The following is a 26107-nucleotide window of genomic DNA, read 5'->3' on the forward strand; positions in this document are numbered from 1 at the left end:
CGACCGCTGTCACAGCGTGTCTTCCTCTCCCTGCGGGCGGCTGTCGTCCGCCGCCGCGCGGCCTTCGGCGCCCGCTGCCCCGGGGGCGTCCGCGTCGCCCGTCCCGACCGCCTCGCAGTCCTCGATCGAGGACCCGTCGCGCGGCAGCGTCAGCACGAAGACGGCGCCGCCCTCGGGCGAGTTGGACGCGGTGATGTCGCCGCCGTGGATATGGGCGTTCTCCATGGCGATGGACAGGCCGAGTCCGCTGCCCTCGGAACGCGGCCGTGAGGCGCTCGCCTTGTAGAAACGGTCGAACACGTGTGGCAGGACCTCCTCGGGGATACCGGGTCCATGGTCCCGCACCTCGATGACCAGCTCGCCGTCGACGGGCCGGACACAGACCCGCACCGGCGAGCCGCCGTGCTTGAGCGCGTTGCCGATCAGGTTGGCCAGGATCACGTCGAGCCGGCGCGGGTCGAGGCGCGCCATGATGCCCCGTTCCGCGTCCAGCTCCACCGCGTCCAGCCAGGCACGGGCGTCGATGCAGGCGGTGACCTGGTCGGCGACATCCACCGTGTCCAGCACGAGCCTCGCGGTGCCCGCGTCGAAGCGGGTGACCTCCATCAGGTTCTCCACCAGGTCGTACAGCCGCCGGGTCTCGCTGACCACGAGGTTCACGGCGGGCGCGATCATGGGGTCGAGGCTGTCCGCCTCGTCCTCGAGCACCTCGGTGACCGCGGTGAGCGCGGTCAGCGGCGTGCGCAGTTCGTGCGACATGTCGGCGACGAAGCGGCGGCTCGACTCGTCGCGGGCGCTCATGTCGGCGACCTTCTTCTCCAGCGACGCCGCGGTCTTGTTGAAGGTCCGTGCCAGCTCGGCCAGTTCGTCCGTGCCGGAGACACGCAGCCGGGTGTCGAGCTTGCCCTCGCCGAGCCGCCGGGCCGCCTCGCCCAGCCGGTGCACCGGCCGCAGCACGGTCGTCGCGGCCGCCTGCGCGAGCAGCGCGGAGCCGACCAGGGCGAGCAGTGTCGCGATGCCGAGCGACCACGCGAGCGAGTTGAGGTCCTGCCGCTCCTGGTCGAGGGACTTGAACATGTAGCCGGTCGGCCCGCCGCCCACGATCCGGGTGCCACCGACCAGATACGGCTTGCCGCCGCGCTCGGTCCGCTGCCAGTAGAGGTGGTAGGGCACGGTGTTGCCGGCGCCGATCTCCTGCCGTTCGTTCACCGCGTCCTGGAGCGACTGCGGGACATCCTCCTTGGTGAACATGTCGGGGTCGGACACGCCGACGATCGGCTTGCCCTCCGCACGCTCACCGATGAGGAGCACGCTGTAGCCGCTGCCGCCGTTCCCCATCTGCTCGGCGACGCGCTGCAGCTCGTCCTGCGTGGGCCGCAGCGGCAGCGACGCGGCACGGTTCTGCATGTCCTGCCGGAAGTCGTCGAGGGCAGCGTCCTGCGTACGCGTCAGCACCGCCTCGCGGTTGAGCCAGTACGCGATGCCGGAGGCGGACACGGCGGCCGTGAGCGCGACGAGCGCGAACACCACCACGAGGCGCAGCCGCAGGCTGGTCAGGCGGATTCCGGTGAGTATGCCGCGCCGTGGAGCGCCGCCGCCGTTCGTGCCGTCGCTCACCGAACGGTCCCGCCCGCGATGTGCGTTCCGGTCACTGCGGGACGTCCAGCCGGTAGCCGACACCACGCACCGTACGGATCAGGGTCGGTGAGGACGGCACGTCCTCCACCTTCGCCCTCAGCCGCTGCACACAGGCGTCCACCAGGCGTGAGTCGCCGAGGTAGTCGTGCTCCCACACCAGCCGCAGCAGCTGCTGGCGGGACAGGGCCTGCCCAGGGCGCCGGCTCAACTCCAGGAGGAGACGCAACTCGGTCGGCGTGAGCTGCAGATCCTCTCCGTTCTTGGTGACCGTCATCGCGGAACGGTCGATCACCAGCGAGCCGAACGTCGCCGAGTCGGTGGACTCCCGCTCGCCACGGCGCAGTACGGCGCGGATACGGGCGTCGAGGACCCGTCCCTGCACCGGCTTGACGACATAGTCGTCGGCGCCGGACTCGAGCCCGACGACGACGTCGATGTCGTCGCTGCGGGCGGTCAGCAGGATGATCGGCAACTGGTCGGTGCGCCGGATACGGCGGCAGACCTCGAAACCGTCGATCCCGGGCAGCATCACGTCCAGCACGATCAGGTCGGGCCGCTGCTCACGCAGCAGTTTCAGGCCGTCCTCGCCCGTCGCCGCGGTGGCCACTCGGTGGCCCTGGCGTGACAGCGAGAGTTCGAGGGCCGTGCGGATGGCGTCGTCGTCCTCGATCAGCAACAGGAAAGGCACGGGGGTCATTCTGGCCCATGGGGAGCCCCAGTTCGACTCCCCGTACCCCCCAGGCCCGTACTCACACCACTTCTTCCCTTGTGACGCGCCTGTGACAGTCGGCGGACACCGCGATGAAAGAGCCCGGGCAAGCTTCTTCTCACACGAACGAAACCAGACTCCACTCGACGGGGGGCGCGAGATGAACGCACTGCACAGCACCACCTCAAGCGCAGTTGTGACGCGTCTCCACGACGTCGCGCGGAGCACCGAGAAGTCCGGCGCCGTGAACGGGCGGGGGTGCGTTCGCGGCGCCGGGCGTCAGCAAAGGCCGCCGTACATGGCGGTGGTTGACGCACCCACGGGGGGAAGCGGCGCCGCGTACGGGGAGCCGAAGCCGACGGGGGAGCGGGCGTCCTGCTCGGAGGCCGAGTTCACGGCCTACGTCCAGGAGCGCCGGGCCTCCCTGTACGCGACCGCCTACCACCTGACCGGTGACCGGTACGAGGCGGAGGACCTGCTCCAGAGCGCGCTGTTCTCGACCTACCGGGCCTGGGAGCGGATCAGTGACAAGGCCGCGGTCGGCGGCTATCTGCGCCGCACGATGACGAATCTGCACATCAGCGCCTGGCGTCGGCGCAAGCTCAACGAGTACCCCACGGAGGAGCTGCCGGAGACGGCGGGCGACACCGACGCGATGCGGGGCACCGAGCTGCGCGCCGTCCTGTGGCAGGCGCTCGCCAGGCTTCCCGAACTCCAGCGGACGATGCTGGTCCTTCGCTACTACGAGGGCCGCACCGACCCGGAGATCGCGGAGATCCTGGACATCAGCGTCGGCACGGTGAAGTCGAGCATCTGGCGGTCGCTCCGCCGGCTGCGTGAGGACGAGGTCCTCAGCTTCGGCCGTGACGAAGAAGAGTCCTTCGGCGAGCTGGTGGCCTGAAGGCAACGGGGGAAACACGGGGGAAGTACGGGGGCTGCCGTTTCGGGGGAGACGGCAGAGACCGCTGTTTCGGGGGAGACAGCGGAAGGATCCACGGGGGACACGGGGATCCACGGGAAAGAGGATCCACGGGGGACACGGGGATCCACGGGGGAAAAACGGAGTGGGGCCGGGCAGGCCGGGGGGTTCTGTCCGGCCCCACTCCCATGTCCGGGCGCTACACGGGCTGCCGCGCCGAGGGGAGCCGGCAGTGACCGGCCGCCGCGGCCGCGAGGCGGCCGAGGGCCTCGGCCTTGCCGCAGGGGTGCGCGCCCAGGCCCGCCTGGCGGGCAACGATGCCGCGCTCCGCGCGCATCAGACGCCACCCGCGCCGCAGCAGGAACGGCACGGACTTGCGCCCCTCGCGCAGATCGCGCGCGAGGCGGCGGCGGAACGTCGTGGAGGGCCGGCCGCGCAGGCACAGTGCGTCGGCGAGGACGCCCAGTTCCTCGCAGCGCCGCACGATGTCGGCCGCGAAGATGCCTTCGGCGACGAACAGGGGTGTGCGGTCGATGTCCAGCGTCTCGGTCCCGGTCCGGGAGCTGGTGGCGATGTCGTACACCGGCACGGCGGTCCGTCCGCTGCGGCACAGCTCCGCTATCGCCGCGACCGCGGCGTCCGCGTCCCAGGACGAGGGCGAGTCCCAGTCGATGTCGGTGCTGCCCGTCACGAGGGGAAGCGTCGGGTCGTCGCCCTCTTTGTAGAAGTCGTCCAGGCGCAGGACCGGCAGGCCGGTACGGGCGGCGAGAGAGGACTTTCCGGAGCCTGAGGGGCCCGCGAGCAGCACGACGCGGGTCGGGAGGGGTTGGGAACTCACGGGAGACAAGTGTGACGCATCCAGCGGCTCCTGGAACCCCCTGGAGGCCCGGTTGGTACGAGCATCACACCGCCGGCCACTTTCCGTACGCGCACGGTCACTTGATGGGGAACGGAATCGCGCCGGACACACGGGAAGCCCCCGCCTCCGGACGGAGAGGCGGGGGCTTCGGCCGGTGCCGGCAGCGTCAGTACGCCGAGCCGGAGGCGCCCAGCGAGCCGGTCGGGTGCCAGACCGTCTTGGTCTCGAGGAACGCCGTCAGCCGGTGGGTGCCGGGGTCCGCCGAGAAATCCACAGCCTGTGGACGGAAGATGCGCTTCAGGTTGTCCGCCGCCGCGACCTCGAGCTCCTTCGCCAGGACCTCGTCCGCGCCGGTCAGATCGATGCCGTTGACGTCCTGGTGCGCGGCGAGCGGGGCGGCGATCTCCTCCGTACGGCCCGAGAGCACGTTGACCACGCCGCCGGGCAGGTCGGAGGTGGCGAGCACCTCGCCGAGGGAGAGCGCCGGGAGCGGGGCCCGCTCGGAGGCGACGACGACCACGGTGTTACCGGTGGCGATCACCGGGGCGACCACGGAGACGAGACCGAGGAACGACGACTCCTGCGGCGCGACGACCGTCACGACACCCGTCGGCTCCGGGGTGGAGAGGTTGAAGAAGGGGCCCGCGACCGGGTTCGCCCCGCCCACGACCTGGGCGATCTTGTCCGTCCAGCCCGCGTACCAGACCCAGCGGTCGATGGCCGCGTCGACGACGTCCGCCGCCTTCGACCTGGACAGTCCCTCGGACTGCGCGACCTCGCGGACGAACTGGTCCTTGCGGCCCTCCAGCATCTCGGCGATGCGGTAGAGGATCTGGCCGCGGTTGTACGCGGTCGCGCCCGACCAGCCGCCGAACGCCTTGCGGGCGGCGACCACCGCGTCCCGCGCGTCCTTGCGGGAGGAGAGCGGCACGTTGGCCAGCCACTTGCCCTTCGAGTCCGTCACCTCGTACACCCGGCCGCTCTCGGAGCGGGGGAACTTGCCCCCGACGTACAGCTTGTAGGTTTTGAAGACGCTGAGTCGCCCGTCAGACATCGAGGTAGGCCTCCAGACCGTGACGGCCGCCCTCGCGGCCGAAGCCCGACTCCTTGTAGCCGCCGAAGGGCGAGGTCGGGTCGAACTTGTTGAACGTGTTGGCCCACACCACACCCGCGCGGAGCTTGTTCGCCACCGCGAGGATGCGGGAGCCCTTCTCCGTCCAGATGCCGGCGGACAGGCCGTACTGGCTGTTGTTCGCCTTTGCGACGGCCTCGTCCGGAGTGCGGAACGTCAGCACGGACAGCACCGGGCCGAAGATCTCGTCGCGGGCGATGGTGTGCGCCTGCGTGACGTTCGTGAACAGCGTCGGCGCGAACCAGTAGCCGGAGGCGGGCAGCTCGCACGCGGGCGACCAGCGCTCGGCGCCCTCCGCCTCGCCGGCCTCGACCAGGGTGGTGATCCGGGACAGCTGCTCCTCGGAGTTGATCGCCCCGATGTCGGTGTTCTTGTCCAGCGGGTCGCCGAGGCGCAGCGTGGACAGGCGGCGCTTGAGGGAGTCCAGCAGCTCGTCCTGGATCGACTCCTGGACCAGCAGGCGCGAGCCCGCGCAGCAGACCTGCCCCTGGTTGAAGAAGATGCCGTTGACGATGCCCTCGACGGCCTGGTCGATGGGGGCGTCGTCGAAGACGATGTTGGCGCCCTTGCCACCGAGCTCGAGGGTGACCTTCTTCTTCGTGCCGGCGACCTGGCGGGCGATGGCCTTGCCGACCGCGGTAGAGCCGGTGAAGGCGACCTTGTTCACGTCCGGGTGCTCGACCAGGGCGGCGCCGGTGTCCCCGTAGCCGGGCAGGATGTTGACCACACCGTTCGGCAGGCCGGCCTGGCGGCAGATGTCCGCGAAGAACAGGGCGGACAGCGGTGTCGTCTCCGCGGGCTTGAGGACGACCGTGTTGCCGGTGGCGAGCGCCGGGGCGATCTTCCACGCGAGCATCAGGAGGGGGAAGTTCCAGGGGATGACCTGGCCCGCGACGCCGAGCGGGCGCGGGCTGGCGCCGTAGCCCGCGTGGTCGAGCTTGTCGGCCCAGCCCGCGTAGTAGAAGAAGTGAGCGGCGACCAGCGGGAGGTCCGCGTCGCGGGTCTCCTTGATCGGCTTGCCGTTGTCCAGGGTCTCCAGGACGGCCAGCTCGCGGCTGCGCTCCTGGATGATCCGGGCGATACGGAACAGGTACTTGGCGCGCTCCGCGCCGGGCAGCGCCGACCACTTCCCGAACGCCTTGCGGGCGGCCTTCACCGCACGGTCCACGTCCTCGGCGCCCGCCCGGGCGACCTCGGCCAGGACCTCCTCGCTCGACGGCGAGACGGTCTTGAAGACCTTGCCGTCCGCGGCCTCGGAGAACTCGCCGTCGATGAACAGCCCGTAGGACGGGGCGATGTCGACGATCGACCGCGACTCGGGTGCGGGTGCGTATTCGAATACGGAAGCCATGATGATCAGTCCACCGTCACGTAGTCAGGGCCGGAGTAGCGGCCGGTCGCCAGCTTCTGCCGCTGCATCAGCAGGTCGTTGAGCAGGCTCGACGCGCCGAAGCGGAACCAGTGACTGTCCAGCCAGTCCTCGCCCGCGGTCTCGTTGACCAGGACAAGGAACTTGATCGCGTCCTTGGACGTACGGATACCGCCGGCAGGCTTCACGCCCACCTGTACCCCAGTCTGCTCCCTGAAGTCGCGCACGGCCTGAAGCATCAGCAGGGTGTTCGCCGGGGTGGCGTTCACCGCGACCTTGCCGGTCGACGTCTTGATGAAGTCCGCGCCGGCGATCATGCCGAGCCAGGAGGCGCGGCGGATGTTGTCGTACGTGGAGAGCTCGCCGGTCTCGAAGATGACCTTGAGCCGGGCGCTGCCGGAGGCCTCCTTCACGGCGCGGATCTCCTCGTACACCTTCATGTAGTTGCCGGCCAGGAAGGCGCCGCGGTCGATCACCATGTCGATCTCGTCCGCACCGGCGGCGACCGCGTCACGGACGTCCGCGATCTTCACGGGGAGGGCGGCACGACCGGCCGGGAAGGCGGTCGCCACGGAGGCGACCTTGACCTCGGAGCCCTTCAGGGCCTCCTTGGCGGTCGCCACCATGTCGGGGTAGACGCAGACCGCCGCGGTGTGCGGGGTCGTGCGGTCGATCGGATCAGGATTGACGGCCTTGGCGGCGAGCGCCCGGACCTTGCCCGGGGTGTCCGCGCCTTCGAGCGTCGTCAGGTCGATCATGGAGATGGCCAGATCGATGGCGTACGCCTTGGCCGTGGTCTTGATGGAACGCGTGCCGAGGGACGCCGCGCGCCCTTCGAGGCCGACGGCGTCGACGCCGGGCAGCCCGTGCAGGAAGCGGCGCAGAGTGCTGTCGGACGCGGTCACGTCGGCGAATGCAGGTGCGGTGGTGGGCATGGTCACCAGACGAGCATATCTACGCGCGTAGCGACCTGTACAGGGGGTGCGCGAAAACTCTGCCCGAAACAGGGCAGAAGCCGCGGCCACCGCAGGGCCACCCCGTGCCGGGGACCTGGAACCGGCGTGCGGCAGAATCGGAACCATGACGAGCCCCCAGCAGCCCGAGCCCTCCACCGCCAGCGACCGGATCTTCCGCTCGCCCGCCGGAATGGCGGGTGGTGCCGTACTGCTCGGGCTCATCGCCTGGATCGTCGTCGACGCCGTCGTCCGCGGTGAGGGCCGCACGCCGTGGCTCGCCCTCGCCGGCGCGCTGCTCGCGGTGCCGGTCGTCGTCGCCTTCACCTTCCGCCCGGCCGTCTTCGCCGGCGAGGACCGCATCCGGATCAGGAACCCGTTCCGGACCATCGTCCTGCCGTGGGGCAGCGTGGCCGACGTGCGGGCCTCCTACTCCAGCGAGATCTTCACGCAGGGAGGCGCGAAGTACCAGCTCTGGGCCATTCCGGTCTCGCTGCGCAAGCGCAAGGCCGCGGCCCGGCGGCAGGCCCAGGCCGCCTACGACGACCCGCACGGCACGACGTCCGTGCACGCCGACGTGAGCGACGCGAAGTCCCGGGTCGCCCCTGCCGACCGGACCATCGCCGACCTGCGGGAACTGGCGGAACGGCGGTCCTTGGCCGCGGAGGCCCAGGGCGAGCCCCGGATCCGCTGGGCGTACGAACTGCTGGCGCCGGCCGCCGCGGGCGCCGTTCTCCTCACGGTCCTCCTCGCGACCGGCTGACACCCCGGTCACCAGGCGCCGTGAGCGGGCGGGGCGGGGACCCCACGCAACGGCGCCCGCCGTGGTCCGGATCGGACCGCGGCGGGCGCCGGACACCGGGCGGATGTCAGATACCGGCGGCGGCGGACAGGTCCCGCTTGATGCCGTCGAGCACCTGCGCGGCGCGCGCCCTGGACCCGGCCAGCGCGCTCGCGTCGGCGACCGGGACGACCACCTCCAGGTAGCACTTCAGCTTCGGCTCCGTACCGCTCGGGCGGACGATGACACGGGCCTTGAACTCGCCGTCGAGGTAGTAGCGCAGACCGTCGGTCGGTGGGAGCCTGTCCGTCCCGACGGCCAGATCCTCCGCCGCCGTGACCCGCAGGCCGGCCAGCGCGGTCGGCGGCTGCTCGCGCAGCGCCCTCATGGCGTTCGCGATGATGCCGAGGTCCTTCACCCGCACCGACAGCTGGTCGGTGGCGTGCAGACCGTGCTCGACGGCGAGGTCGTCCAGCAGGTCGCCGAGCGTACGGCCCTGCTCCTTGAGCTCCGAGACCAGCTCGGCCACCAGCAGCGCCGCCGTGATGCCGTCCTTGTCGCGTACGCCCTCCGGGTCGACGCAGTAGCCGAGCGCCTCCTCGTAGCCGTACCGAAGGCCCTCGACGCGGGCGATCCACTTGAACCCCGTCAGCGTCTCCTCGTGTCCGAGCCCGGCGGCGGCCGCGATCCGGCCCAGCAGCGACGACGACACGATCGACTCGGCGAAGACGCCGGTGGCGCCCTTGTGGACGAGGTGCTCGGCGAGCAGGGCGCCGACCTCGTCGCCGCGCAGCATCCGCCAGCCGCCGTCCGCCGTGGCGTCGGGGACGGCGACGGCGCAGCGGTCCGCGTCCGGGTCGTTGGCGATGACCACGTCGGGCCCGGTCCGGCGCGCGGTCTCGAAGGCGAGATCCATCGCCCCCGGCTCCTCCGGGTTGGGGAACGCGACCGTCGGGAACGCGGGGTCCGGCTCCGCCTGCTCCGCCACCAGGACCGGCTCCGGGAACCCGGCGCGCGCGAAGGCGGCCGTCACCACGTCCTTGCCGACGCCGTGCATGGCCGTGTAGACGACCCGGGCGGTACGGGGGGAGCCGGCCGTCAGCACGGCGTCCGTACGCGCCAGATACGCCTCGAGCACCTCGTCACCGAGCGTCTCCCACCCCTCGTCCGTGCGCGGGACGTCGGCGAGGCCGCGGATCGCGTCGATCTCGGCGGCGATCTCCGCGTCGGCGGGCGGCACGATCTGCGAACCGTCGCCCAGGTAGACCTTGTAGCCGTTGTCCCGGGGAGGATTGTGGCTCGCCGTCACCTCGACGCCCGCGACAGCGCCCAGATGCCTTATGGCGAAGGCCAGTACGGGGGTGGGAAGCGGGCGAGGCAGCACCGCTGCGCGCAGACCCGCGGCGACCATCACCGCGGCGGTGTCCCGCGCGAAGTCGGCGGACTTGTAGCGGGCGTCGTAGCCGACGACGACCGGGCCGTCCGTCTGCCCCTTGGCCTTCAGGTAGGCCGCGAGTCCGGCCGCCGCCCGGATCACGACGGCCCGGTTCATCCGCATCGGCCCGGCCCCGAGCTCACCACGGAGCCCGGCGGTGCCGAACTGGAGCGTCCCGCCGAACCGGTCGGCCAGCTCGCCGAGATCACGCGCCTCGATGAGCCGCGCGAGCTCGTCCCGCGTCTCCGCGTCCGGGTCCTCCGCGAGCCATGCCTCGGCCCGGGCGATCAGGTCCTGCTCCTGCTGCACGGTTGTCCGCCTCTCGTCTTCGCTGTGTCGAGTCTGCGCGGGGCGGGCCGGGGCCCGCGAGTCGCGACGCCTGCGGGGCGTGGTCCTCGGCCTCCCCCTACGGCCTGGCGGCCGTGGGGACCCACTCCTGAAACCGGTCTCCGCCCGGATCCGGTGCCTGCCCGTCAGGCGGGGCCCCGCGCCTCAATCGCCGCCGGGGCCGGAAAGGCCCCGGCCCGGTGCTGCCCTTCGGGCGGTGTCCTGGGAGCTCTGCCCCGGGGACCCCGCGCCTCAATCTCCCCCTATGGCCAGGTGGCCGTGGGAGTGCCCACCAGGGGCTGGGAAATGCCTCCGTCGGCGTGGCCGGGGAGTGCTTGCGCCCGTAGGGCCGCATTCGCCGCCCCTGGGCGAGGCCGGAGCCGCCGCCAGGGCCGGAGCCGCCGGTAGGGCCGGAGCCGCCGGTAGGGCTACGTGCCGCCGCCAGGGCCGGAGCCTCCGGTAGGGCTACGTCCGCCGCCAGGGCCGGAGCCCGCCGGCAGGGCCGGGCCGCGCAGTGGCATCCCAGCCCCTCGGGGCGTACCTCCCACGGCCGCCGGGCCGTAGGGAGATCGAGGGCACGGCCGAAGGCCCTACGGGTCAGGGCCTGCCCCGGCTCCGTGGGATCCCTGCGGCCGCAAGGCCGCAGGGGGTGGGAAAGGGCGCGCCGCGCCGCGGCCACGCCCCCGCCGCCTCAGATGCGTTCCAGCACCCGCGTCAGCAGCTCACCCATCCGCGCCGCGGAATCCCGTCCCGCCTGGAGCACTTCCTCGTGGTTCAGCGGCTCGCCCGAGAGCCCCGCCGCCAGGTTCGTGACCAGCGAGATGCCCAGCACCTCCGCGCCGGCCTCGCGGGCCGCGATGGCCTCGAGGACGGTGGACATGCCCACCAGGTCGCCGCCGAGCACGCGGACCATGTTGATCTCGGCCGGGGTCTCGTAGTGGGGACCGGGGAACTGGACGTACACGCCCTCCTCGAGCGTCGCGTCCACCTCCTTGCACAGCGCCCGCAGCCGCGGGGAGTAGAGGTCGGTCAGGTCGACGAAGTTCGCGCCGATGATCGGCGACGCCGCGGTGAGGTTGATGTGGTCGCTGATCAGCACCGGCTGCCCCGGACGCATGCCGTCGCGCAGGCCGCCGCAGCCGTTGGTCAGCACCACGGTCTTGCAGCCGGCCGCGACCGCGGTGCGCACGCCGTGGGCGACGGCGGAGACGCCGCGGCCCTCGTAGAAGTGCGTACGGCCGAGGAAGACCAGCGCGCGCTTCTGGCCGATGCGGTACGAGCGGATCTTGCCGCCGTGGCCCTCGACCGCCGGGGGCGGGAAGCCGGGCAGTTCGGTGACGGGGAACTCGGCCTCGGGGGTGCCGAGCGCGTCGACGGCCGGAGCCCAGCCGGAACCCATCACCAGTGCGACGTCGTGGGTCTCGGTGCCGGTCAGCTCGCGCAGGCGGGCGGCGGCGGCGTCGGCCGCGGCATGGGGGTCGGCGAGAGCGCCGACGAGGTCCGGATTCACAGATGCGTTCACGCGGATGAGGGTAACCCGGGAATTCCTACGCGCGTAGATGACGCAGCCGACGGTCTTCGGATCGTTGTCTTGTCGTTTCCGACGAACGGCGCGGCAACGCGCGCCGACGACGGGCCCGAGCCGCCCCGCCGACTCGGCCGACGGCCTGGGCAGCCGTTCAGCAGGGGCGCTTGCGGAGTTCCATCACGTAGTCGTGCGGCGCGCCCGCCGACTCCGCCGCGTCCGCGAGTTCGCCCAGGTAGCGGGCGGACGGGAGGCCGCCCTCGTAGCCGTTCAGGACGTACACCCAGGCCGGCTCCTCGCCGTCCAGGGTGTCCACGCGGACCCGCATGCGCCGGTATATGTCGAGACCGACACCCTCCCAGCGGTCCATGGAGTCCTCGTCCATGGGGGCGATGTCGTACAGCGCGACGAAGACCTGGGAGCGCGGGGCCTCCACGATCGTGGCCAGCGCTCCTTCCCAGCCCATCTGCTCGCCGCCGAAGGTCAACCGCCAGCCGTTGAGCCAGCCGGTGCCGCGCAGCGGTGAGTGCGGTGCGCGGCGGGTCATGAGCCGCGCGTCGAGGTTGCCGGCGTACGCGGCGTAGAGCGACATGGGGTCGAGGGTACGGGAGGCGAACGAGCGGCCGCCCCCGCCGCGAGGTACGGCGGGGCCCGGTCGGCGGCCGAGCGGGAGGGCCGTGGTGGTCGCGGCCGTATGGAGGCCCCGGGGGGAGAACGCCTGACCGATGCGGGACAATGAAGTACGTACTGCATTCCACCGGGGGCACCCCCGGACCCCGGCAGAGCGGGCAGGCGGGCCGGGAACGACAATGCGAGGCGGACTTTTTCGTGACCCGGATCGTGATCATCGGTGGCGGACCCGGCGGATATGAGGCGGCCCTTGTCGGCGCTCAGCTCGGCGCGGAGGTGACCGTCGTCGACTGCGACGGTCTGGGCGGGGCGTCGGTGCTGACCGACTGCGTACCGTCGAAGACCCTGATCGCCACCGCCGAAGTCATGACGACCTTCGACTCCTCCTACGAGGAGCTCGGCATCATCGTGGCCGACGACACCCCGCACATCGAGCAGGCCGCCCGCGTCGTCGGTGTGGACCTCGGCAAGGTCAACCGGCGTGTCAAGCGCCTCGCGCTCGCCCAGTCGCACGACATCACCGCCTCCGTCACCCGTGCCGGCGCCCGCGTCATGCGCGGCCGCGGCCGCCTCGACGGGCAGCAGGCGATGGACGGCTCCCGCAAGGTGATCGTGCGCGCGGCGGACGGCACCGAGGAGACGCTCACCGCGGACGCCGTCCTGATCGCGACCGGCGGTCACCCGCGCGAGATCCCCGACGCGCTGCCCGACGGCGAGCGCATCCTGAACTGGACGCAGGTCTACGACCTGAACGAGCTCCCCGAGGAGCTCATCGTGGTCGGTTCCGGTGTCACGGGCGCCGAGTTCGCCGGCGCCTACCAGGCGCTCGGCTCGCGCGTCACCCTCGTCTCCTCCCGTGACCGCGTGCTGCCCGGCGAGGACCCGGACGCCGCCGCGGTCCTCGAGGACGTCTTCCGCCGCCGCGGCATGAACGTCATGGCCCGCTCCCGCGCCGAGTCCGCCAAGCGCGTCGGCGACCGGGTCGAGGTCACGCTCTCCGACGGCCGCGTCATCAGCGGCTCGCACTGCCTGATGGCCGTCGGCGCGATCCCCAACACGGCGGGCATGGGCCTCGAGGAGGCCGGTGTCCGGCTCAAGGACTCCGGTCACATCTGGACCGACAAGGTGTCCCGTACGTCGGCGCCCGGCGTGTACGCGGCCGGGGACGTCACCGGCATCTTCGCCCTCGCGTCCGTCGCCGCCATGCAGGGCCGGATCGCGATGTACCACTTCCTCGGCGACGCGGTCGCCCCGCTGAACCTGAAGACCGTCTCCTCCAACGTCTTCACCGACCCCGAGATCGCGACCGTCGGCTACAGCCAGGCCGACGTCGACGCCGGCAAGATCGACGCCCGAGTGGTCAAGCTGCCGCTGCTGCGCAACCCCCGCGCCAAGATGCAGGGCATCAGGGACGGCTTCGTCAAGATCTTCTGCCGTCCGGGGACCGGGATCGTGGTCGGCGGTGTGGTCGTCTCGCCGCGCGCCTCGGAACTGATCCACCCCATCTCGATCGCGGTCGACAACAACCTGACGGTCGAACAGATCGCAAACGCTTTCACGGTGTACCCCTCCCTGTCCGGGTCGATCGCGGAGGTGGCACGTCAGTTGCACACCCGGAAGACGTCGGGCGAGGGCTGACCGCACCCGCGCACGGAAGAAACCCGGCGAACCCTGGGCACTTCACTCGTCGCGCGATCAACTTGGGGGCCGTCTATACCACTTGGCGGCCTCTTAAGTGCGCAATTTCCGGTATCCGGCGCATAGAGCTGAAAACTGACGGGCGGTGGGGTTACTGTCAGTTTCGTGTTCGCTGCAGAACGTCGTCAGTTGATCCTCGAAATGGTGCGTGCCAACGGTGCCGTGTCGCTCCGTGAGCTCGCCCGCGTCGTCCAGACCTCCGAAGTGACCGTACGGCGTGACGTGCGGGCACTGGAGGCAGAAGGACTCCTCGACCGCCGGCACGGCGGTGCGGTACTGCCGGGCGGGTTCACCCGCGAGTCCGGCTTTCCGCAGAAATCCCTGTCCGCCACCGCGGAGAAGACGGCCATCGCCGACCTCGCGGCCGCCCTCGTCGAAGAGGGTGAGGCCATCGTCGTCGGCGCCGGTACCACCACGCAGGAGCTGGCCCGCCGGCTCGCGCGCGTCCCCGGGCTGACCGTGGTCACCAACTCCCTCCTCGTCGCCCAGGCGCTCGCCCATGCCAACCGGGTCGAAGTCGTCATGACCGGCGGCACGTTGCGCGGCTCCAACTACGCGCTGGTCGGGAGCGGTGCGGAGCAGTCCCTCCAAGGGCTGCGGGTCTCCCGCGCGTTCCTGTCCGGGAGCGGGCTGACGGCCGAGCGGGGACTGTCCACGTCCAACATGCTCTCCGCGAGCGTCGACCGGGCGCTCGTCCAGGCCGCGGCGGAGGTCGTGGTCCTGGCCGACCACACCAAGCTCGGTACGGACACGATGTTCCAGACCGTGCCGACGGACGTGATCACCCGCCTGGTGACGGACGAGCCGCCGGCGCACGACGACCGGGCGGCGACGGAGCTTCAGGCGCTCGCGGACCAGGGTGTGCAGATCGCGGTCGCCGGGGCGGGGGCGGCGCCCGCGCCGCGCCCTGAGGTACCGCTGCCCGGCCAGCGCCGCACCCGGGCGGGCCTCCGCAGCGCGGCGGGGGCGCTGGGGCCGGACGCCCTTGCGGACCGGTCGGCCCGCGTGGCGGACCTCCGCCGTCGCTGACGCGGTCCTTTTCGGGGGGTGGGCCCGGGCTCGCTCGGTCCGCGGTGTTCTCACCGCGCTTCGGGCGAGTTGCGACGCTTCACTGCCGGACACCCCCCTCCTCCGACCCCGCCCCCGTCACGTCCGGTCCTTCCCCTCGGGTCGGTGGGCCCGCGGCGGGAGGGGGTGCCGCCCCGTGCGGCCGCACGGGGCGGGGGAGTGGCTGACGCCAGTCGCCGAGCAGTGTGACGAGAAAGCGGCGGGCGAGGGTCCGGACGTCTTCCCAGGCGGGATCCGTGGCCAGGGCGTCGGCCCACTGGGCGGTCCGGCGGTCGGCGTCGATCTCGCCGACGCGGCGGCCGAGGGCCTGAAGGTCGCGCAGGTTCTCGGGTTCGAAGGCTCCGCGGTCCGTGAGTCCTTCGGCTATGAGGCAGGCGAACTCGACATCGTCGACCACGAGGCACGTCTCCAACTCGCGCTCGCCCAGCCAAGTGAGCTGATCCGGTTCGTCAGCCGCGAGGAGGGACAGGAAGAGGCGTGTCCACGTCCGCCAGTGTTCGTCGTTCATGCGCGGAGAATCGCATGGAGAGAACGATCAGCAGCCCGAAGGCGGCGAACGCGGCGCCCGTGCGTGCGTAGTTGAACACCTCCCAGCGAGCGAGTATCTCGGCGTGATCGGCGGGGGCCGAGGTGGCCGCCCACTGCTTGATACGGCCGTTGATGGGGACGTTGCCGAGACGGGTGACCAGGAAGGACACGACAGCGAGGAGCCCGGCCCCCAAACCGCGCACGCGCACTTCGGCACCCGTGACGCGCTGCTGGACGTTGTCGCCGACCGGATCACGGACCAGGCCATGGCCGCCATGGACGAGGCAGAAGAGAACGGCGGTCCCGCCCTGGACGCGCTGCTGCGGCTCCAGGACATCGGCTGGCGGCTGTTCGAACGCAACCCGGTACTCCTCCAGCTCGGGAGCACCCGCGCCGGCGCCGACCAGGCTCGGCACGAGCCCGTCGCGGCCCGCATGGCCCGGCTGATCGAGCAGGGCCAGGCGTCGGGCGAGTCCGATCCCGCACCACCGGCCACCTGGCCGGTGGCCGCGGTCACCGCTCTCGGCCACGCGGCAGGCGACGAGGTCGGGGCGGGACGCATGTCGGTCCAAGAGGCGGCGACATGGCTACGGACCGCCACACTTGCCCTGCTGGGCGTCGGTCCCCGGAACCCTAGCCTTCGATGTCGAGCGCTGTTCCGTACAGCCGGTCCACCTTCAACCGGACGACCACCCGCCGCTCGGCGACCAACTGCTCCAGGAACGCATTGCCGTCCTCGGGCTGCGCGGCCTTCGGGATCATCCCGAGCAGTTCCCGTCCGACCGCGTCGCCGGGGACGGTCGTGATCTCGGAGACCTCGGCTTCGCCTTCGGCGACGGCGAACGACCAGACGTCGCCACCCTGCACGTGCAGCGCGGCACGCGGATCGCGCCGCAGGTGCGCGACCTTGACCCGGTCGGCCGTCGTGGAGAACCGCACGATGCGGGCCTCAGGGTCCCAGCTGTACAGCATGGTGGTCAGGTGGGGGTGGCCGCTGCGTTTCACGGTGGCGAGCGTGCCGAACTGCTGCCGGCCGAGCAGCTTCGAGAGGGCTTCGTCGGACAGTGCGCGAGGTGCTGGTCCTTGAGTCATGACGTGACCAACAGCCTTGACCGCACAGGAATTTCACGGACGCCGAACGCGCGGCAGCTAGTGGGGTCGCAGGCCCCGCAGGGTCAGGTTCAGCAGGCGGTCAGCCAACTCCGGGTCCGCCGGGTCCTGTTCCGCCGCCAGCGCGATCGCGTTCGTCAGCTGCATCAGGTCGCCGATCGAGACGTCCGTACGGACCGACCCCGCCTCCTGCGCCCGGGACAGCAGGCGTTCGCCCGCGTCACGCAGGGGGACGCTGCAAGCCGACAGGGCCGAGTTCCTGTCGTGGGACGCCGAAAGAAGCGCACGGGCGAGGCCGCGGTACTCACCCGCGTGGGTGATGAGGGCGCGCAGCCACTCCACCAGCGCCGTGCACGGCTGCTCCGCGCCCGCCAGTGCGTGTGAGCGCTCCAGCAGGGCGGCGACGGCCTCCTGGAAGACCGCGTTCATCATGGCGTGACGGTTCGGGAAGTGGCGGTACAGCGTGCCGATGCCGACGCCCGCGCTACGGGCGATCTCCTCGAGCGAGGCGTCTGTGCCGCGCTCGGCGAACGCGGCCCGCGCCTCGGTCAGCAGCCGGTCGTAGTTGCGGCGCGCGTCGGCGCGCTTGGGCCTGGTCTCCGTCACACGTCAAGGATGCCGGACGTCAGGGAGCGGGCGGCGGCGGAGTGCAGCAGCAGCCCGGCTGGGCGGGCGCGGCCCGGTAGGGGGCGAGGGCGGCGTCCGCGGCGGGGCGGTAGGGCCGCCGGGACATCCGCGTCACGAGCAGCCACATCTCGCGTTCCTTGCGCAGGTCCTGCGGCAGGACGAGTCCGAGCGCCTCCGCCAGCGGCTTGCGGCCCGCGTTGACCAGGGCGCGTACCGCGGCGGCCCACTCGTCCGTGGCGGCCACCGCCGCGCGGTACCAGGCCGGGATCAGCACGATCAGCACCGTGGCCGTGACGGCCGACAGGGGCACGTCGGCCTCTTCGAAGGGGAGCGAGGCGAGCGCCGCCGCGGCCATGACGGCGTGCCCGAACAGCAGCGCCACGAAGAAGTCGGCGCTGCTGCGCGCCGTGTCGACCTGGCGGCCGAGCTCCTTCGGGGCGGTGCCGGTCAGCTCGTTCCAGAGCACCTGCGTGTCGAGCCGGTAGCGGTCGTGGCCGTACTCCTCGAAGCGGCGGATGGCGTTGCCGAGCCGGGTCGGGGCGATCTGTTCGTCGGCGGCGGGATAGCGGGCGAGGCGTTCCTGGAGCAGGGCGGCCTGGATGGGGGCCCGGGCGTCCGCCCCGGCGATACGGTCGGTGATCCGCTGCCTGCGGGCCCGCTGGATCCGGCAGCCCCTGTCGTACGCCCGGCGCGGCCACAGCAGGTAACCCTCCAGCAGCCGGTACAGGGGCGCCTGCAGGGCGTTGAGGAGCAGCCCGAACATGACCGCGGCCACGAGGAGCAGCAGGGCCGTGTCGGCGGACGACTCCGGCCAGATCCGTTCCATGAGGGCCGTGTGGCGCAGGCTCGGCGCCACGGCGAAGAAGAACACGGCGAGATTGAGCGCGGCGGGCAGCACCCAGCCGACGACGAGCGACCAGCCGCCCCCCAGGACGCCCTTGGCGATGTCCCCCAAGGCTCAGTCCCGGTCCCAGTCGTCGTCCGGGTCGAGGATCGGACCGGGCGGGCCGCCGAAGTCGAGGTCACGTTCCGGGGGCCGCGCGTGGTGGACGGCTCCGGGAACCCGGTCGTCCGGTTCGAGCACCGTGACGGCGCCGCCCCCGTGCGGTGGGGACTCCTCGGCCAGGATCCGGACGAGCTCCCGCGGTACGGGCGTGCCGCCGGCCGACTCGGCCACGACCACCGGCGTGCCGGTGCGCCGGCCGCGCCACTCCACGACCGACCAGGCGAGGCGCGCCGCTGCCCCCTCGTCCAAAAGCAGTACGGCCACGGTGTCCGTGCCGTACTCCAGCGCGGTCTCCCACCGGTCGCCGTCCTGTCCGCGCAGCCAGTGGTGCAGTGAACGGGCGTGCTCCGCGGCGAGGTCGACGTCCACAACCCTCAGCCGGATCTCCATACGCGTCCCCCGGTAGATCGACATCGCGTGGCACGAGCAGCATAGGACGCGCCCGAGCACGAAGGGCCCCCGGCACGGATGCCGGGGGCCCTTGAGCAGACGGTCGGACGTGTCAGTCCTTGATCTCGCAGATGGTGGCGCCGGAGGTGAGGGAGGCGCCGATCTCGACCGCGAGGCCCTTGATGGTGCCGGAGCGGTGCGCGTTGAGCGGCTGCTCCATCTTCATGGCCTCCAGGACGACGACGAGGTCGCCCTCCTTGACCTCCTGGCCCTCCTCGACGGCGACCTTGACGATGGTGCCCTGCATCGGGGAGGCGAGGGTGTCACCGGAGGCGGCCGAGGACGACTTCTTCGCGGCCCGGCGCTTGGGCTTGGCTCCGGCGGCGAGGCCGGTGCGCGCGAGGGTCATGCCGAGCGAGGACGGCAGCGACACCTCGAGGCGCTTGCCGCCGACCTCGACCACGATGGTCTCGCGGCCCGCCTCGTCCTCGTCCGTGTCGGCGCCGGCAGGCGCGAACGGCTTGATCTCGTTGACGAACTCGGTCTCGATCCAGCGGGTGTGGATACGGAAGGGGTCCGCCGTGAACGCCGGGTCGGCGACGACCGCACGGTGGAAGGGGATGGCGGTGGCCATGCCCTCGACCTCGAACTCCGCCAGCGCACGCGCGGCGCGCTGCAGGGCCTGCTCACGGGTGGCGCCGGTGACGATCAGCTTGGCGAGGAGCGAGTCCCACGCCGGGCCGATGACGGAGCCGGACTCGACACCGGCGTCGAGGCGGACACCCGGGCCGGTGGGCGGGTTGAAGGTGGTGACGGTGCCGGGCGCGGGCAGGAAGCCCCGGCCGGGGTCCTCACCGTTGATGCGGAACTCGAAGGAGTGACCGCGCACCGCGGGGTCGTCGTAGCCGAGTTCCTCGCCGTCGGCGATGCGGAACATCTCGCGGACCAGGTCGATGCCGGTGACCTCTTCGGTGACCGGGTGCTCGACCTGGAGGCGGGTGTTGACCTCGAGGAAGGAGATGGTGCCGTCGACACCGACGAGGAACTCGACGGTGCCGGCGCCGACGTAGCCGGCTTCCTTGAGGATGGCCTTCGAGGCGCGGTACAGCTCCGCGTTCTGAGCCTCGGACAGGAACGGCGCCGGGGCCTCCTCGACCAGCTTCTGGTGGCGGCGCTGGAGCGAGCAGTCACGGGTGGAGACGACGACCACGTTGCCGTGGGAGTCGGCCAGGCACTGGGTCTCCACGTGGCGGGGCTTGTCGAGGTAGCGCTCGACGAAGCACTCGCCCCGGCCGAAGGCGGCGACCGCCTCGCGGACGGCGGAGTCGTACAGCTCCGGGACCTCTTCGAGGGTGCGGGCGACCTTCAGGCCGCGGCCGCCACCGCCGAAGGCGGCCTTGATGGCGATCGGCAGCCCGTGTTCCCGGGCGAAGGCGACGACCTCGTCGGCGCCGGAGACCGGGTCGGGGGTGCCGGCGACCAGCGGCGCGCCGGCGCGCTGGGCGATGTGACGGGCGGCGACCTTGTCACCGAGGTCGCGGATGGCCTGCGGGGGCGGGCCGATCCAGGTCAGGCCGGCGTCGATGACCGCTTGGGCGAAGTCCGCGTTCTCGGACAGGAAGCCGTATCCGGGGTGGATGGCGTCCGCCCCCGAATCGGCAGCGGCCTGGAGCACCTTGGCCATGTCCAGGTAACTGGCGGCCGGGGTGTCACCGCCCAGGGCGAACGCTTCGTCGGCCGCGCGGACATGCAATGCGTCCCGGTCAGGATCGGCGTAGACGGCTACGCTTGCGATCCCGGCGTCCCGGCAGGCACGGGCAACGCGGACAGCGATTTCGCCACGGTTGGCGATGAGCACCTTGCGCACGATGGCTCCCTCCTTGAAACAAGCTGAGTTTAGGGACTGCCGACACGGCCTTTCGACCCGTCCCCAATGGTGAGCTTGCCCACACGGAGCGTGATTCGAGGCTCGCTCGATCGCGAAATCCCTTGTCGCACCACGGTACGACGGGTTCCTCCCCCGCACAGTAGCCCTCTGGTGTGGTCAAGGTCTCTGTCTGCGGGGCCAGCGGCCCGACACGTTTCTTTGTGGAGTCCCTACGAATGGCCCAACGATTCTTTGCCTCGGGACCGAGCGTGCCGCAACCCTTGTCCCCGCGTTTACCGGTCAGTAGCCTCGCGGCTGTCGTACGTACTTCCGGTACACAGAGGGTTGGGGGCGCCGTGGTGCGCAGACCGGTGGCCGTGGTGGCTGCGCTTGTCCTGCTGATCGAGGCCGTCGGCATCGTGGTGCTCAACGGTGTCATGGCCACGTTCGTCGGGGCTCAGCGGATGTCCCTGGACGGCATGGACCCGGACGTGATGGTGACCGCGACGTGGGGACTGGGCATAGGGTCCGGCCTCTTCCTGGCCCTGTGCGGCGTGCTGCTGCTCGTGGCAGGCATACGCGACCGGGCTCCCGGCCGCTTCGCCCGCATCGCCCTCATCACCCTCGCCGTCGTGCACGGGGTGCTCGGCGCGGTGGCGGTGGGCCTGGTCGGCTGGAGCGCCTTCGCGTTCCTGATGGTGGTGCTCGGCCTGCTGGTCGCGTCCCTGATCGTGTACGGCAAGGAGCAGCCCCCGGCCGCGCCGTCCGGGAGCGCCGACGGCGACGACCCGGTCGCACCCGTCAGCGGTCCGGCGCCCGCCTGACCCGTCGTCCGCTCAGGCGGCCCAGAGGTCCGTGATCGAGACGCCCAGCTCCGCCAGGAGCCGGCGCAGCAACGGCAGCGACAGTCCGATGACGTTGCCCGGGTCGCCTTCGATGCCGTCGATGAACGGGGCCGAGCGGCCGTCCAGCGTGAACGCCCCCGCGACGTACAGCGGTTCGCCGCTCGCGACGTACGCGGCGATCTCGTCGTCGGTCGGCTCGCCGAACCGCACCGTCGTCGACGCGGTCGCCGAAGCGCGGCGGCCGGTCACCGTGTCGATCACGCAGTGCCCGGTCTGCAGGACGCCCGTCCTGCCGCGCATCGCCTTCCAGCGGGCGGTCGCCTCCTCGGCGTCGGCGGGCTTGCCGAGCGCCTCGCCGTCGAGCTCCAGGACGGAATCGCATCCGATCAGCAGCGCCCCGGCGGCCTCCGGCCGGGCTGCGACGGCCGCGGCCTTCGCCTCCGCCAGCACGAGCGCGAGCTCGGCGGGGGTCGGCGCGGTGAGCGCGTCCTCGTCGACGCCGCTGACGATCACGTCCGGCGCGAGACCGGCCTGCCGCAGCAGATTCAGCCGCGCGGGGGAGGCGGAGGCGAGGACGAGACGGGGGCGGTGGGGTGACGGGGTGGTCATGGGGGACATGGTAGGTGGCGGGGTGTGGTCGCTGGGCGGGGTGGGGAACACGCCCGCCGCAGGCGGCACGCGCACCCGCCGCGCCCCGGGCTCACCGTAGGCCCGCCGCGAACATCGCCACCACCATCGCCAGCGCCAGCACCAGCCCCGCGCGACGCAGCATCGTCTGCATGTCGCGGAGTTCCTTGGGCGGTTCGTTCTCCGGGTCGGACCACAGCATGCCTTCGATGGTGCTGGTGCAGGCGGCCTCGCGCCTGAGTATGCGTACTCAAACCACGAAGGCACCCGCCCGCGCAGCCGCCAGCGCCGCCGACGCCGCTCTGTCGGCGGCGTCGGCCGTCAGGGGCTCGTGGCTGACGGCGAAGCGGTAGTACAGGGGCGCGGAGACGGCCCGCAGGACCTCCAGCGGGTCGGTGCCGGCCGGGATCTCGCCGCGGCCGAGGCCGCGTTCGACCGCCGGGGCCCATTCCGCGAGCCGGGTCGCGTAGAAGCCGTGGAGGGCGTCCGCGCACTCCTGGTCGCACGCGGCGGCCGCGATGACGGCGGCGAAGACCGGGCCCATGCGCGGGTCGTTGAGGGTGTCGCGTACGAGCGCGGCGTTGGCGCGCAGGTCCCCTTCCAGTGATCCGGTGTCCGCGGCGGGCAGGGACTGCTCGGCCATGTCGCGCAGCAGGTCCGCGACCAGACCGGCCGGTGACCGCCAGCGCCGGTAGACGGTGGTCTTGCCGACGCCCGCGACTGCCGCGACCCGCTCCGGCGTCAGGGCGTGGAACCCGCCGTCGACCAGCGCTTCCTGGGTGGCGGCGAGGACGGCCGCGCGGACTTTCGCGGTGCGGCCGCCGGGGCGGACCGTACCCGGGACGGCTTCCAAACGGGTCTCCTGTTCCATTAGTGGCGCGAACTCTGTTAGTGTGCCCCCATCCTAATGGAACTCACCGCCCATTAGTGGCGGAAGGGGCTACGTCATGAGCGAATGGACCGCGGCCTGGGCCGCCTCTCCCCAGATGCCCAGCACCGGCTTCACCCCGAACTGGTCCCAGGAAGGCTTCTCGCACCAGACCGTCCGCCAGGCCGTGCGCGTCACCGCGGGCGGCGAGCGCCTGCGCGTCCGTCTCTCCAACGCCTACGGCACGTCCCCGCTGCACCTCACCGGCGCCACCGTCGCCCGCTCCGCCGGCGGCGCCGCGATCGAGGAGGGGTCCCTCCGGGAGCTCACCTTCGGCGGAGCGCGGTCCGCCGTGGTCCCCGCACGGGCCGAACTGCGCAGCGATCCGGCCGGCCTGCCCGTCGAGCGGCTCGGGTCCGTGACGGTCACGCTGTACTTCGCCGGCACCACCGGCCCCGTGACGTTCCACTCCCAGGCATGGGCGGACTCCTACCGGGCCGACGGCGACCGTCGCGCCGACGTGTCGGGAGCGGCGTTCACGGACGCCAGCGCGTCCTGGTACCACCTCGCCGGCGTGGAGGTGGACGCCGGACGCGCGGACGGGATCGTCCTGTTCGGCGACTCCGTCACGGACGGCTTCGGATCGACGCCCGGGGCGAACCGCCGCTGGTCCGACGCGCTCGCCGAACTCACCGGCCGGCCCGTCCTCAACGCCGGCATCGGCGGCAATCTCCTCCTCAACGACTCGGCCTGGTACGGGGAGAGGGGCACCGCGCGGTTCCGTCGCGACGCCCTCGCCCAGCCCGGCGTCTCCACCGTCGTCGTCCTCGAAGGACTCAACGACATCGGCTTCAGCGAGGCCCTTGGAGAGCCGACCTACAAACCCGCCCCCGTCGTCAGCTCGGCGGAAGTCGTCGCCGGCCATCGGGAGCTGATCCGGCAGGCCCGCGCCGCGGGCGTGCGGATCGTCGGTGCGACGCTCCTGCCGCTGGCCGGGTCCGACCACTGGGGCGCGCACTCCGCGCGCGTCGGCCCGGAGATCAACCGGTGGATCCGCACGGGCGGCGAGTACGACGGCGTCGTCGACTTCGACCGGGCCCTCGCCGACCCCGCCGACCCAGGACGTCTGCACCCCGCCTACGACTTCGGCGACCGCCTCCACCCCGGCGACAAGGGCTACCAGGTCATGGCCGAACTGCTGGCCGACATGCTCTGAACAGCGCGGAGGCCGGACCCCGTGCAGGGCCCGGCCTCCGCTCACCGTGCTGTCACACCGGCCAGTAGCTGCGTGCCCACGCCCGCGGGCCGGGCAGCGGCCTGCTGCTGCGGGCGATGCGCGCCGGATCCGACCAGCCCTCCGGCATCCGCGGCTCCCCGGCCGCGGCACCGGCGCTCGCCGCGGCGCGGGCCTGGACCACCGCCAGTGCGGCGGCCAGCTCCTCGGGAGTCGGGTTTCCTCGTACGACCCTGATCATCGTCGCGTCCCTTCCTCGTGCCTCGGAGCCCCTACAGGGGGATGTTCCCGTGCTTCTTGGGGGGCAGACTTTCCCGCTTGGTGCGGAGCTGGCGCAGGCCCTTGACGATCTGCGCCCGGGTCTCCGAAGGCATGATCACGGCGTCGATGTAGCCGCGTTCGGCCGCCGTGTACGGGTTGAGCAGCGCGTCCTCGTACTCCTGGATGAGCCGCGCCCTGGTCGCTTCCTGCTCCTCGGCGCCCTCGACGGCGGCGATGGTGCGGCGGTGCAGGATGTTGACCGCGCCCTGGGCGCCCATGACGGCGATCTGGGCGGTGGGCCAGGCGAGGTTGAGGTCGGCGCCCAGGTGCTTGGAGCCCATGACGTCGTAGGCGCCGCCGAACGCCTTGCGGGTGATGACGGTGATCAGCGGGACGGTGGCCTCGGCGTACGCGTAGATCAGCTTGGCGCCGCGGCGGATGATGCCGCCGTACTCCTGGTCCACGCCCGGCAGGAAGCCGGGGACGTCGACGAAGGTCAGCACGGGGACGTTGAACGCGTCGCAGGTGCGCACGAAGCGTGCGGCCTTCTCGGAGGCGTTGATGTCCAGGCAGCCTGCGAACTGCATCGGCTGGTTGGCGACGATGCCGACCGGGAAGCCCTCGACCCGGCCGAAGCCGGTGACGATGTTCGGGGCGAACATCGACTGGGTCTCGAGGAACTCGCCCTCGTCCAGGACGTGCTCGATGACGGTGCGGATGTCGTACGGCTGGTTCGCCGAGTCCGGGATGAGCGTGTCCAGCTCGCGGTCCTCCTCGCTGACCGCGGTGTCCGCCTCCTCGGGGAAGGACGGCGGCTCGGAGAGGTTGTTGGACGGCAGGTACGACAGCAGGGACTTGACGTACTCGATCGCGTCCTTCTCGTCGCCCGACATGTGGTGCGCGACACCGGAGGTGGTGTTGTGGGTGCGGGCGCCGCCCAGTTCCTCGAAGCCGACGTCCTCGCCGGTGACGGTCTTGATGACGTCGGGGCCGGTGATGAACATGTGCGAGGTCTGGTCGACCATCACCGTGAAGTCGGTGATCGCCGGCGAGTAGACCGCACCGCCCGCGCAGGGGCCGACGACCAGCGAGATCTGCGGGATGACGCCGGAGGCGTGGGTGTTGCGGCGGAAGATCTCGCCGTACATGCCCAGCGCGCTGACGCCTTCCTGGATGCGGGCGCCGCCGGAGTCGTTGATGCCGATGACCGGGCAGCCGGTCTTCAGCGCGAAGTCCATCACCTTGATGATCTTCTGTCCGAACACCTCGCCGAGAGCGCCGCCGAAGACGGTGAAGTCCTGCGAGAAGACCGCGACCGGGCGGCCGTCGACCGTGCCGTAGCCGGTGACGACACCGTCCCCGTACGGCCGTGTCTTCTCCAGCCCGAAATTGGTCGAGCGGTGGCGGGCGAACTCGTCGAGCTCCACGAAGGAGTTCTCGTCCAGCAGCAGATCGATCCGCTCCCGGGCCGTCAACTTGCCCTTCGCATGCTGCTTTTCCACCGCGCGGGCGGAGCCGGCGTGCGTCGCCTCTTCGATACGGCGCTGAAGATCCGCGATCTTTCCCGCGGTGGTGTGGCTGCTCGGATTCTGGGAGAGGGCGTTTTCCGGCTCGGACATCGGGATGCGGCTCCCTGGCTGGTCACGGGGACGGCTTACGGGGACTGGTAACCGGGACGTGTTAACGATCGGTTGCTACTGA

At 71.6% G+C, this 26107-nt stretch carries 27 protein-coding genes; 6 read left to right on the forward strand and 21 right to left on the reverse strand.

All coding sequences use genetic code 11. The annotated features are described in order from the left end of the window. Positions 1-9: 9 nt before the first annotated feature. Positions 10-1617 (reverse strand): ATP-binding protein, encoded by a 1608-nt coding sequence (locus tag ACIPJI_RS08040; RefSeq protein WP_402245101.1) that lies wholly within the window; start codon positions 1615-1617, stop codon positions 10-12. Between the two features lie 31 nt (positions 1618-1648). Continuing rightward, complete coding sequence (gene afsQ1 / locus ACIPJI_RS08045; RefSeq protein ID WP_175257369.1) at positions 1649-2326, reverse strand: two-component system response regulator AfsQ1; 678 nt, start codon at positions 2324-2326, stop codon at positions 1649-1651. Between the two features lie 181 nt (positions 2327-2507). Between afsQ1 and ACIPJI_RS08050 the strand changes: the two genes are divergently transcribed. Beyond that, on the forward strand, positions 2508-3248 hold the full coding sequence (locus ACIPJI_RS08050) for a SigE family RNA polymerase sigma factor (RefSeq protein WP_356623568.1): 741 nt from the start codon (positions 2508-2510) through the stop codon (positions 3246-3248). A gap of 217 nt (positions 3249-3465) precedes the next feature. Here ACIPJI_RS08050 and ACIPJI_RS08055 read toward each other — a convergent pair whose 3' ends face one another. From ACIPJI_RS08055 to deoC, 4 genes are all read right to left on the reverse strand, one after another. Further along, positions 3466-4104: a uridine kinase gene (locus tag ACIPJI_RS08055; RefSeq protein WP_307707947.1), complete on the reverse strand. Its 639-nt coding sequence runs from the start codon at positions 4102-4104 to the stop codon at positions 3466-3468. A gap of 187 nt (positions 4105-4291) precedes the next feature. Beyond that, positions 4292-5179: an aldehyde dehydrogenase family protein gene (locus ACIPJI_RS08060; RefSeq protein ID WP_402245103.1), complete on the reverse strand. Its 888-nt coding sequence runs from the start codon at positions 5177-5179 to the stop codon at positions 4292-4294. Next, a complete protein-coding gene (locus ACIPJI_RS08065) occupies positions 5172-6608 on the reverse strand; it encodes an aldehyde dehydrogenase family protein (protein ID WP_356623564.1) in 1437 nt (478 codons plus the stop codon). The genes ACIPJI_RS08060 and ACIPJI_RS08065 overlap by 8 nt, the downstream gene beginning before the upstream one ends. A 5-nt stretch (positions 6609-6613) precedes the next feature. Then, positions 6614-7567, reverse strand: a complete 954-nt coding sequence (deoC, locus tag ACIPJI_RS08070; protein WP_356623562.1) for a deoxyribose-phosphate aldolase — start codon at positions 7565-7567, stop codon at positions 6614-6616. 139 nt (positions 7568-7706) lie between these two features. On the opposite strand from deoC, the gene ACIPJI_RS08075 reads away from it, so the two are divergent. Then, positions 7707-8342, forward strand: a complete 636-nt coding sequence (locus tag ACIPJI_RS08075) for a PH domain-containing protein (RefSeq protein WP_402245105.1) — start codon at positions 7707-7709, stop codon at positions 8340-8342. A gap of 106 nt (positions 8343-8448) precedes the next feature. Here ACIPJI_RS08075 and ACIPJI_RS08080 read toward each other — a convergent pair whose 3' ends face one another. The 3 genes from ACIPJI_RS08080 to ACIPJI_RS08090 form a co-directional block, all read right to left on the reverse strand. Further along, a complete protein-coding gene (locus ACIPJI_RS08080) occupies positions 8449-10104 on the reverse strand; it encodes a phospho-sugar mutase (RefSeq protein WP_402245107.1) in 1656 nt (551 codons plus the stop codon). A 709-nt stretch (positions 10105-10813) separates the two neighbouring features. After that, positions 10814-11644 carry a purine-nucleoside phosphorylase gene (locus ACIPJI_RS08085; protein ID WP_189466543.1) on the reverse strand — a complete coding sequence of 277 codons (831 nt, stop codon included), beginning with the start codon at positions 11642-11644 and terminating at the stop codon, positions 10814-10816. A 157-nt stretch (positions 11645-11801) separates the two neighbouring features. Next, on the reverse strand, positions 11802-12239 hold the full coding sequence (locus tag ACIPJI_RS08090) for a gamma-glutamylcyclotransferase (protein WP_005312922.1): 438 nt from the start codon (positions 12237-12239) through the stop codon (positions 11802-11804). A 236-nt stretch (positions 12240-12475) separates the two neighbouring features. Between ACIPJI_RS08090 and ACIPJI_RS08095 the strand changes: the two genes are divergently transcribed. Both ACIPJI_RS08095 and ACIPJI_RS08100 read left to right on the forward strand, forming a co-directional pair. Beyond that, complete coding sequence (locus tag ACIPJI_RS08095) at positions 12476-13915, forward strand: NAD(P)H-quinone dehydrogenase (RefSeq protein WP_307707953.1); 1440 nt, start codon at positions 12476-12478, stop codon at positions 13913-13915. A gap of 165 nt (positions 13916-14080) precedes the next feature. Next, entirely contained in the window at positions 14081-15004 is a 924-nt protein-coding gene (locus ACIPJI_RS08100; RefSeq protein ID WP_307707954.1) for a DeoR/GlpR family DNA-binding transcription regulator, read from the forward strand. Positions 15005-15083: 79 nt separating this feature from the next. Here ACIPJI_RS08100 and ACIPJI_RS08105 read toward each other — a convergent pair whose 3' ends face one another. From ACIPJI_RS08105 to ACIPJI_RS08135, 7 genes are all read right to left on the reverse strand, one after another. Further along, on the reverse strand, positions 15084-15551 hold the full coding sequence (locus tag ACIPJI_RS08105) for a hypothetical protein (RefSeq protein ID WP_402245110.1): 468 nt from the start codon (positions 15549-15551) through the stop codon (positions 15084-15086). Then, on the reverse strand, positions 15493-16143 hold the full coding sequence (locus ACIPJI_RS08110; RefSeq protein ID WP_402245112.1) for an anthrone oxygenase family protein: 651 nt from the start codon (positions 16141-16143) through the stop codon (positions 15493-15495). The genes ACIPJI_RS08105 and ACIPJI_RS08110 overlap by 59 nt, the downstream gene beginning before the upstream one ends. Before the next feature lie 61 nt (positions 16144-16204). Then, positions 16205-16663 carry a PPOX class F420-dependent oxidoreductase gene (locus ACIPJI_RS08115; RefSeq protein ID WP_356623553.1) on the reverse strand — a complete coding sequence of 153 codons (459 nt, stop codon included), beginning with the start codon at positions 16661-16663 and terminating at the stop codon, positions 16205-16207. A gap of 57 nt (positions 16664-16720) precedes the next feature. Next, a complete protein-coding gene (locus tag ACIPJI_RS08120) occupies positions 16721-17287 on the reverse strand; it encodes a TetR/AcrR family transcriptional regulator (protein ID WP_307707960.1) in 567 nt (188 codons plus the stop codon). Between the two features lie 19 nt (positions 17288-17306). Continuing rightward, the gene (locus ACIPJI_RS08125; protein WP_402245115.1) at positions 17307-18263 is read right to left on the reverse strand and encodes a hypothetical protein; all 957 of its coding nucleotides are present in this window, start codon (positions 18261-18263) and stop codon (positions 17307-17309) included. Between the two features lie 3 nt (positions 18264-18266). Then, positions 18267-18728: a hypothetical protein gene (locus ACIPJI_RS08130; protein ID WP_402245117.1), complete on the reverse strand. Its 462-nt coding sequence runs from the start codon at positions 18726-18728 to the stop codon at positions 18267-18269. Between the two features lie 88 nt (positions 18729-18816). Beyond that, a complete protein-coding gene (locus ACIPJI_RS08135) occupies positions 18817-20571 on the reverse strand; it encodes an acetyl/propionyl/methylcrotonyl-CoA carboxylase subunit alpha (RefSeq protein ID WP_402245119.1) in 1755 nt (584 codons plus the stop codon). A gap of 380 nt (positions 20572-20951) precedes the next feature. Here ACIPJI_RS08135 and ACIPJI_RS08140 point away from each other — a divergent pair, with 380 nt between their 5' ends. After that, a complete protein-coding gene (locus ACIPJI_RS08140) occupies positions 20952-21395 on the forward strand; it encodes a hypothetical protein (RefSeq protein ID WP_307707964.1) in 444 nt (147 codons plus the stop codon). A gap of 12 nt (positions 21396-21407) precedes the next feature. Here ACIPJI_RS08140 and ACIPJI_RS08145 read toward each other — a convergent pair whose 3' ends face one another. The 3 genes from ACIPJI_RS08145 to ACIPJI_RS08155 all read right to left on the reverse strand — a co-directional run bounded on the left by ACIPJI_RS08145 (position 21408) and on the right by ACIPJI_RS08155 (position 22914). Continuing rightward, positions 21408-22025, reverse strand: coding sequence for a Maf family protein (locus ACIPJI_RS08145; protein ID WP_402245121.1), 618 nt, complete (start codon positions 22023-22025; stop codon positions 21408-21410). A gap of 91 nt (positions 22026-22116) precedes the next feature. After that, the gene (gene mmpB / locus ACIPJI_RS08150) at positions 22117-22245 is read right to left on the reverse strand and encodes a morphogenic membrane protein MmpB (RefSeq protein WP_259372230.1); all 129 of its coding nucleotides are present in this window, start codon (positions 22243-22245) and stop codon (positions 22117-22119) included. A gap of 48 nt (positions 22246-22293) precedes the next feature. Then, positions 22294-22914, reverse strand: a complete 621-nt coding sequence (locus ACIPJI_RS08155; protein WP_307707966.1) for a TetR/AcrR family transcriptional regulator — start codon at positions 22912-22914, stop codon at positions 22294-22296. Positions 22915-22990: 76 nt separating this feature from the next. Between ACIPJI_RS08155 and ACIPJI_RS08160 the strand changes: the two genes are divergently transcribed. Next, a complete protein-coding gene (locus tag ACIPJI_RS08160) occupies positions 22991-24127 on the forward strand; it encodes an SGNH/GDSL hydrolase family protein (protein ID WP_402245123.1) in 1137 nt (378 codons plus the stop codon). A gap of 52 nt (positions 24128-24179) precedes the next feature. Here the strand turns inward: ACIPJI_RS08160 and ACIPJI_RS08165 are convergent, their stop codons facing one another. Together ACIPJI_RS08165 and ACIPJI_RS08170 are read right to left on the reverse strand one after the other, a co-directional pair. Then, positions 24180-24386 carry an acyl-CoA carboxylase epsilon subunit gene (locus ACIPJI_RS08165; protein WP_189466524.1) on the reverse strand — a complete coding sequence of 69 codons (207 nt, stop codon included), beginning with the start codon at positions 24384-24386 and terminating at the stop codon, positions 24180-24182. 31 nt (positions 24387-24417) lie between these two features. Next, positions 24418-26025: an acyl-CoA carboxylase subunit beta gene (locus tag ACIPJI_RS08170; protein WP_307707969.1), complete on the reverse strand. Its 1608-nt coding sequence runs from the start codon at positions 26023-26025 to the stop codon at positions 24418-24420. Positions 26026-26107: the final 82 nt, after the last annotated feature.

Origin of the sequence: Streptomyces sp. NPDC086835 (assembly GCF_044745705.1) — a bacterium.
Classification (GTDB): Bacteria; Actinomycetota; Actinomycetes; order Streptomycetales; family Streptomycetaceae; genus Streptomyces.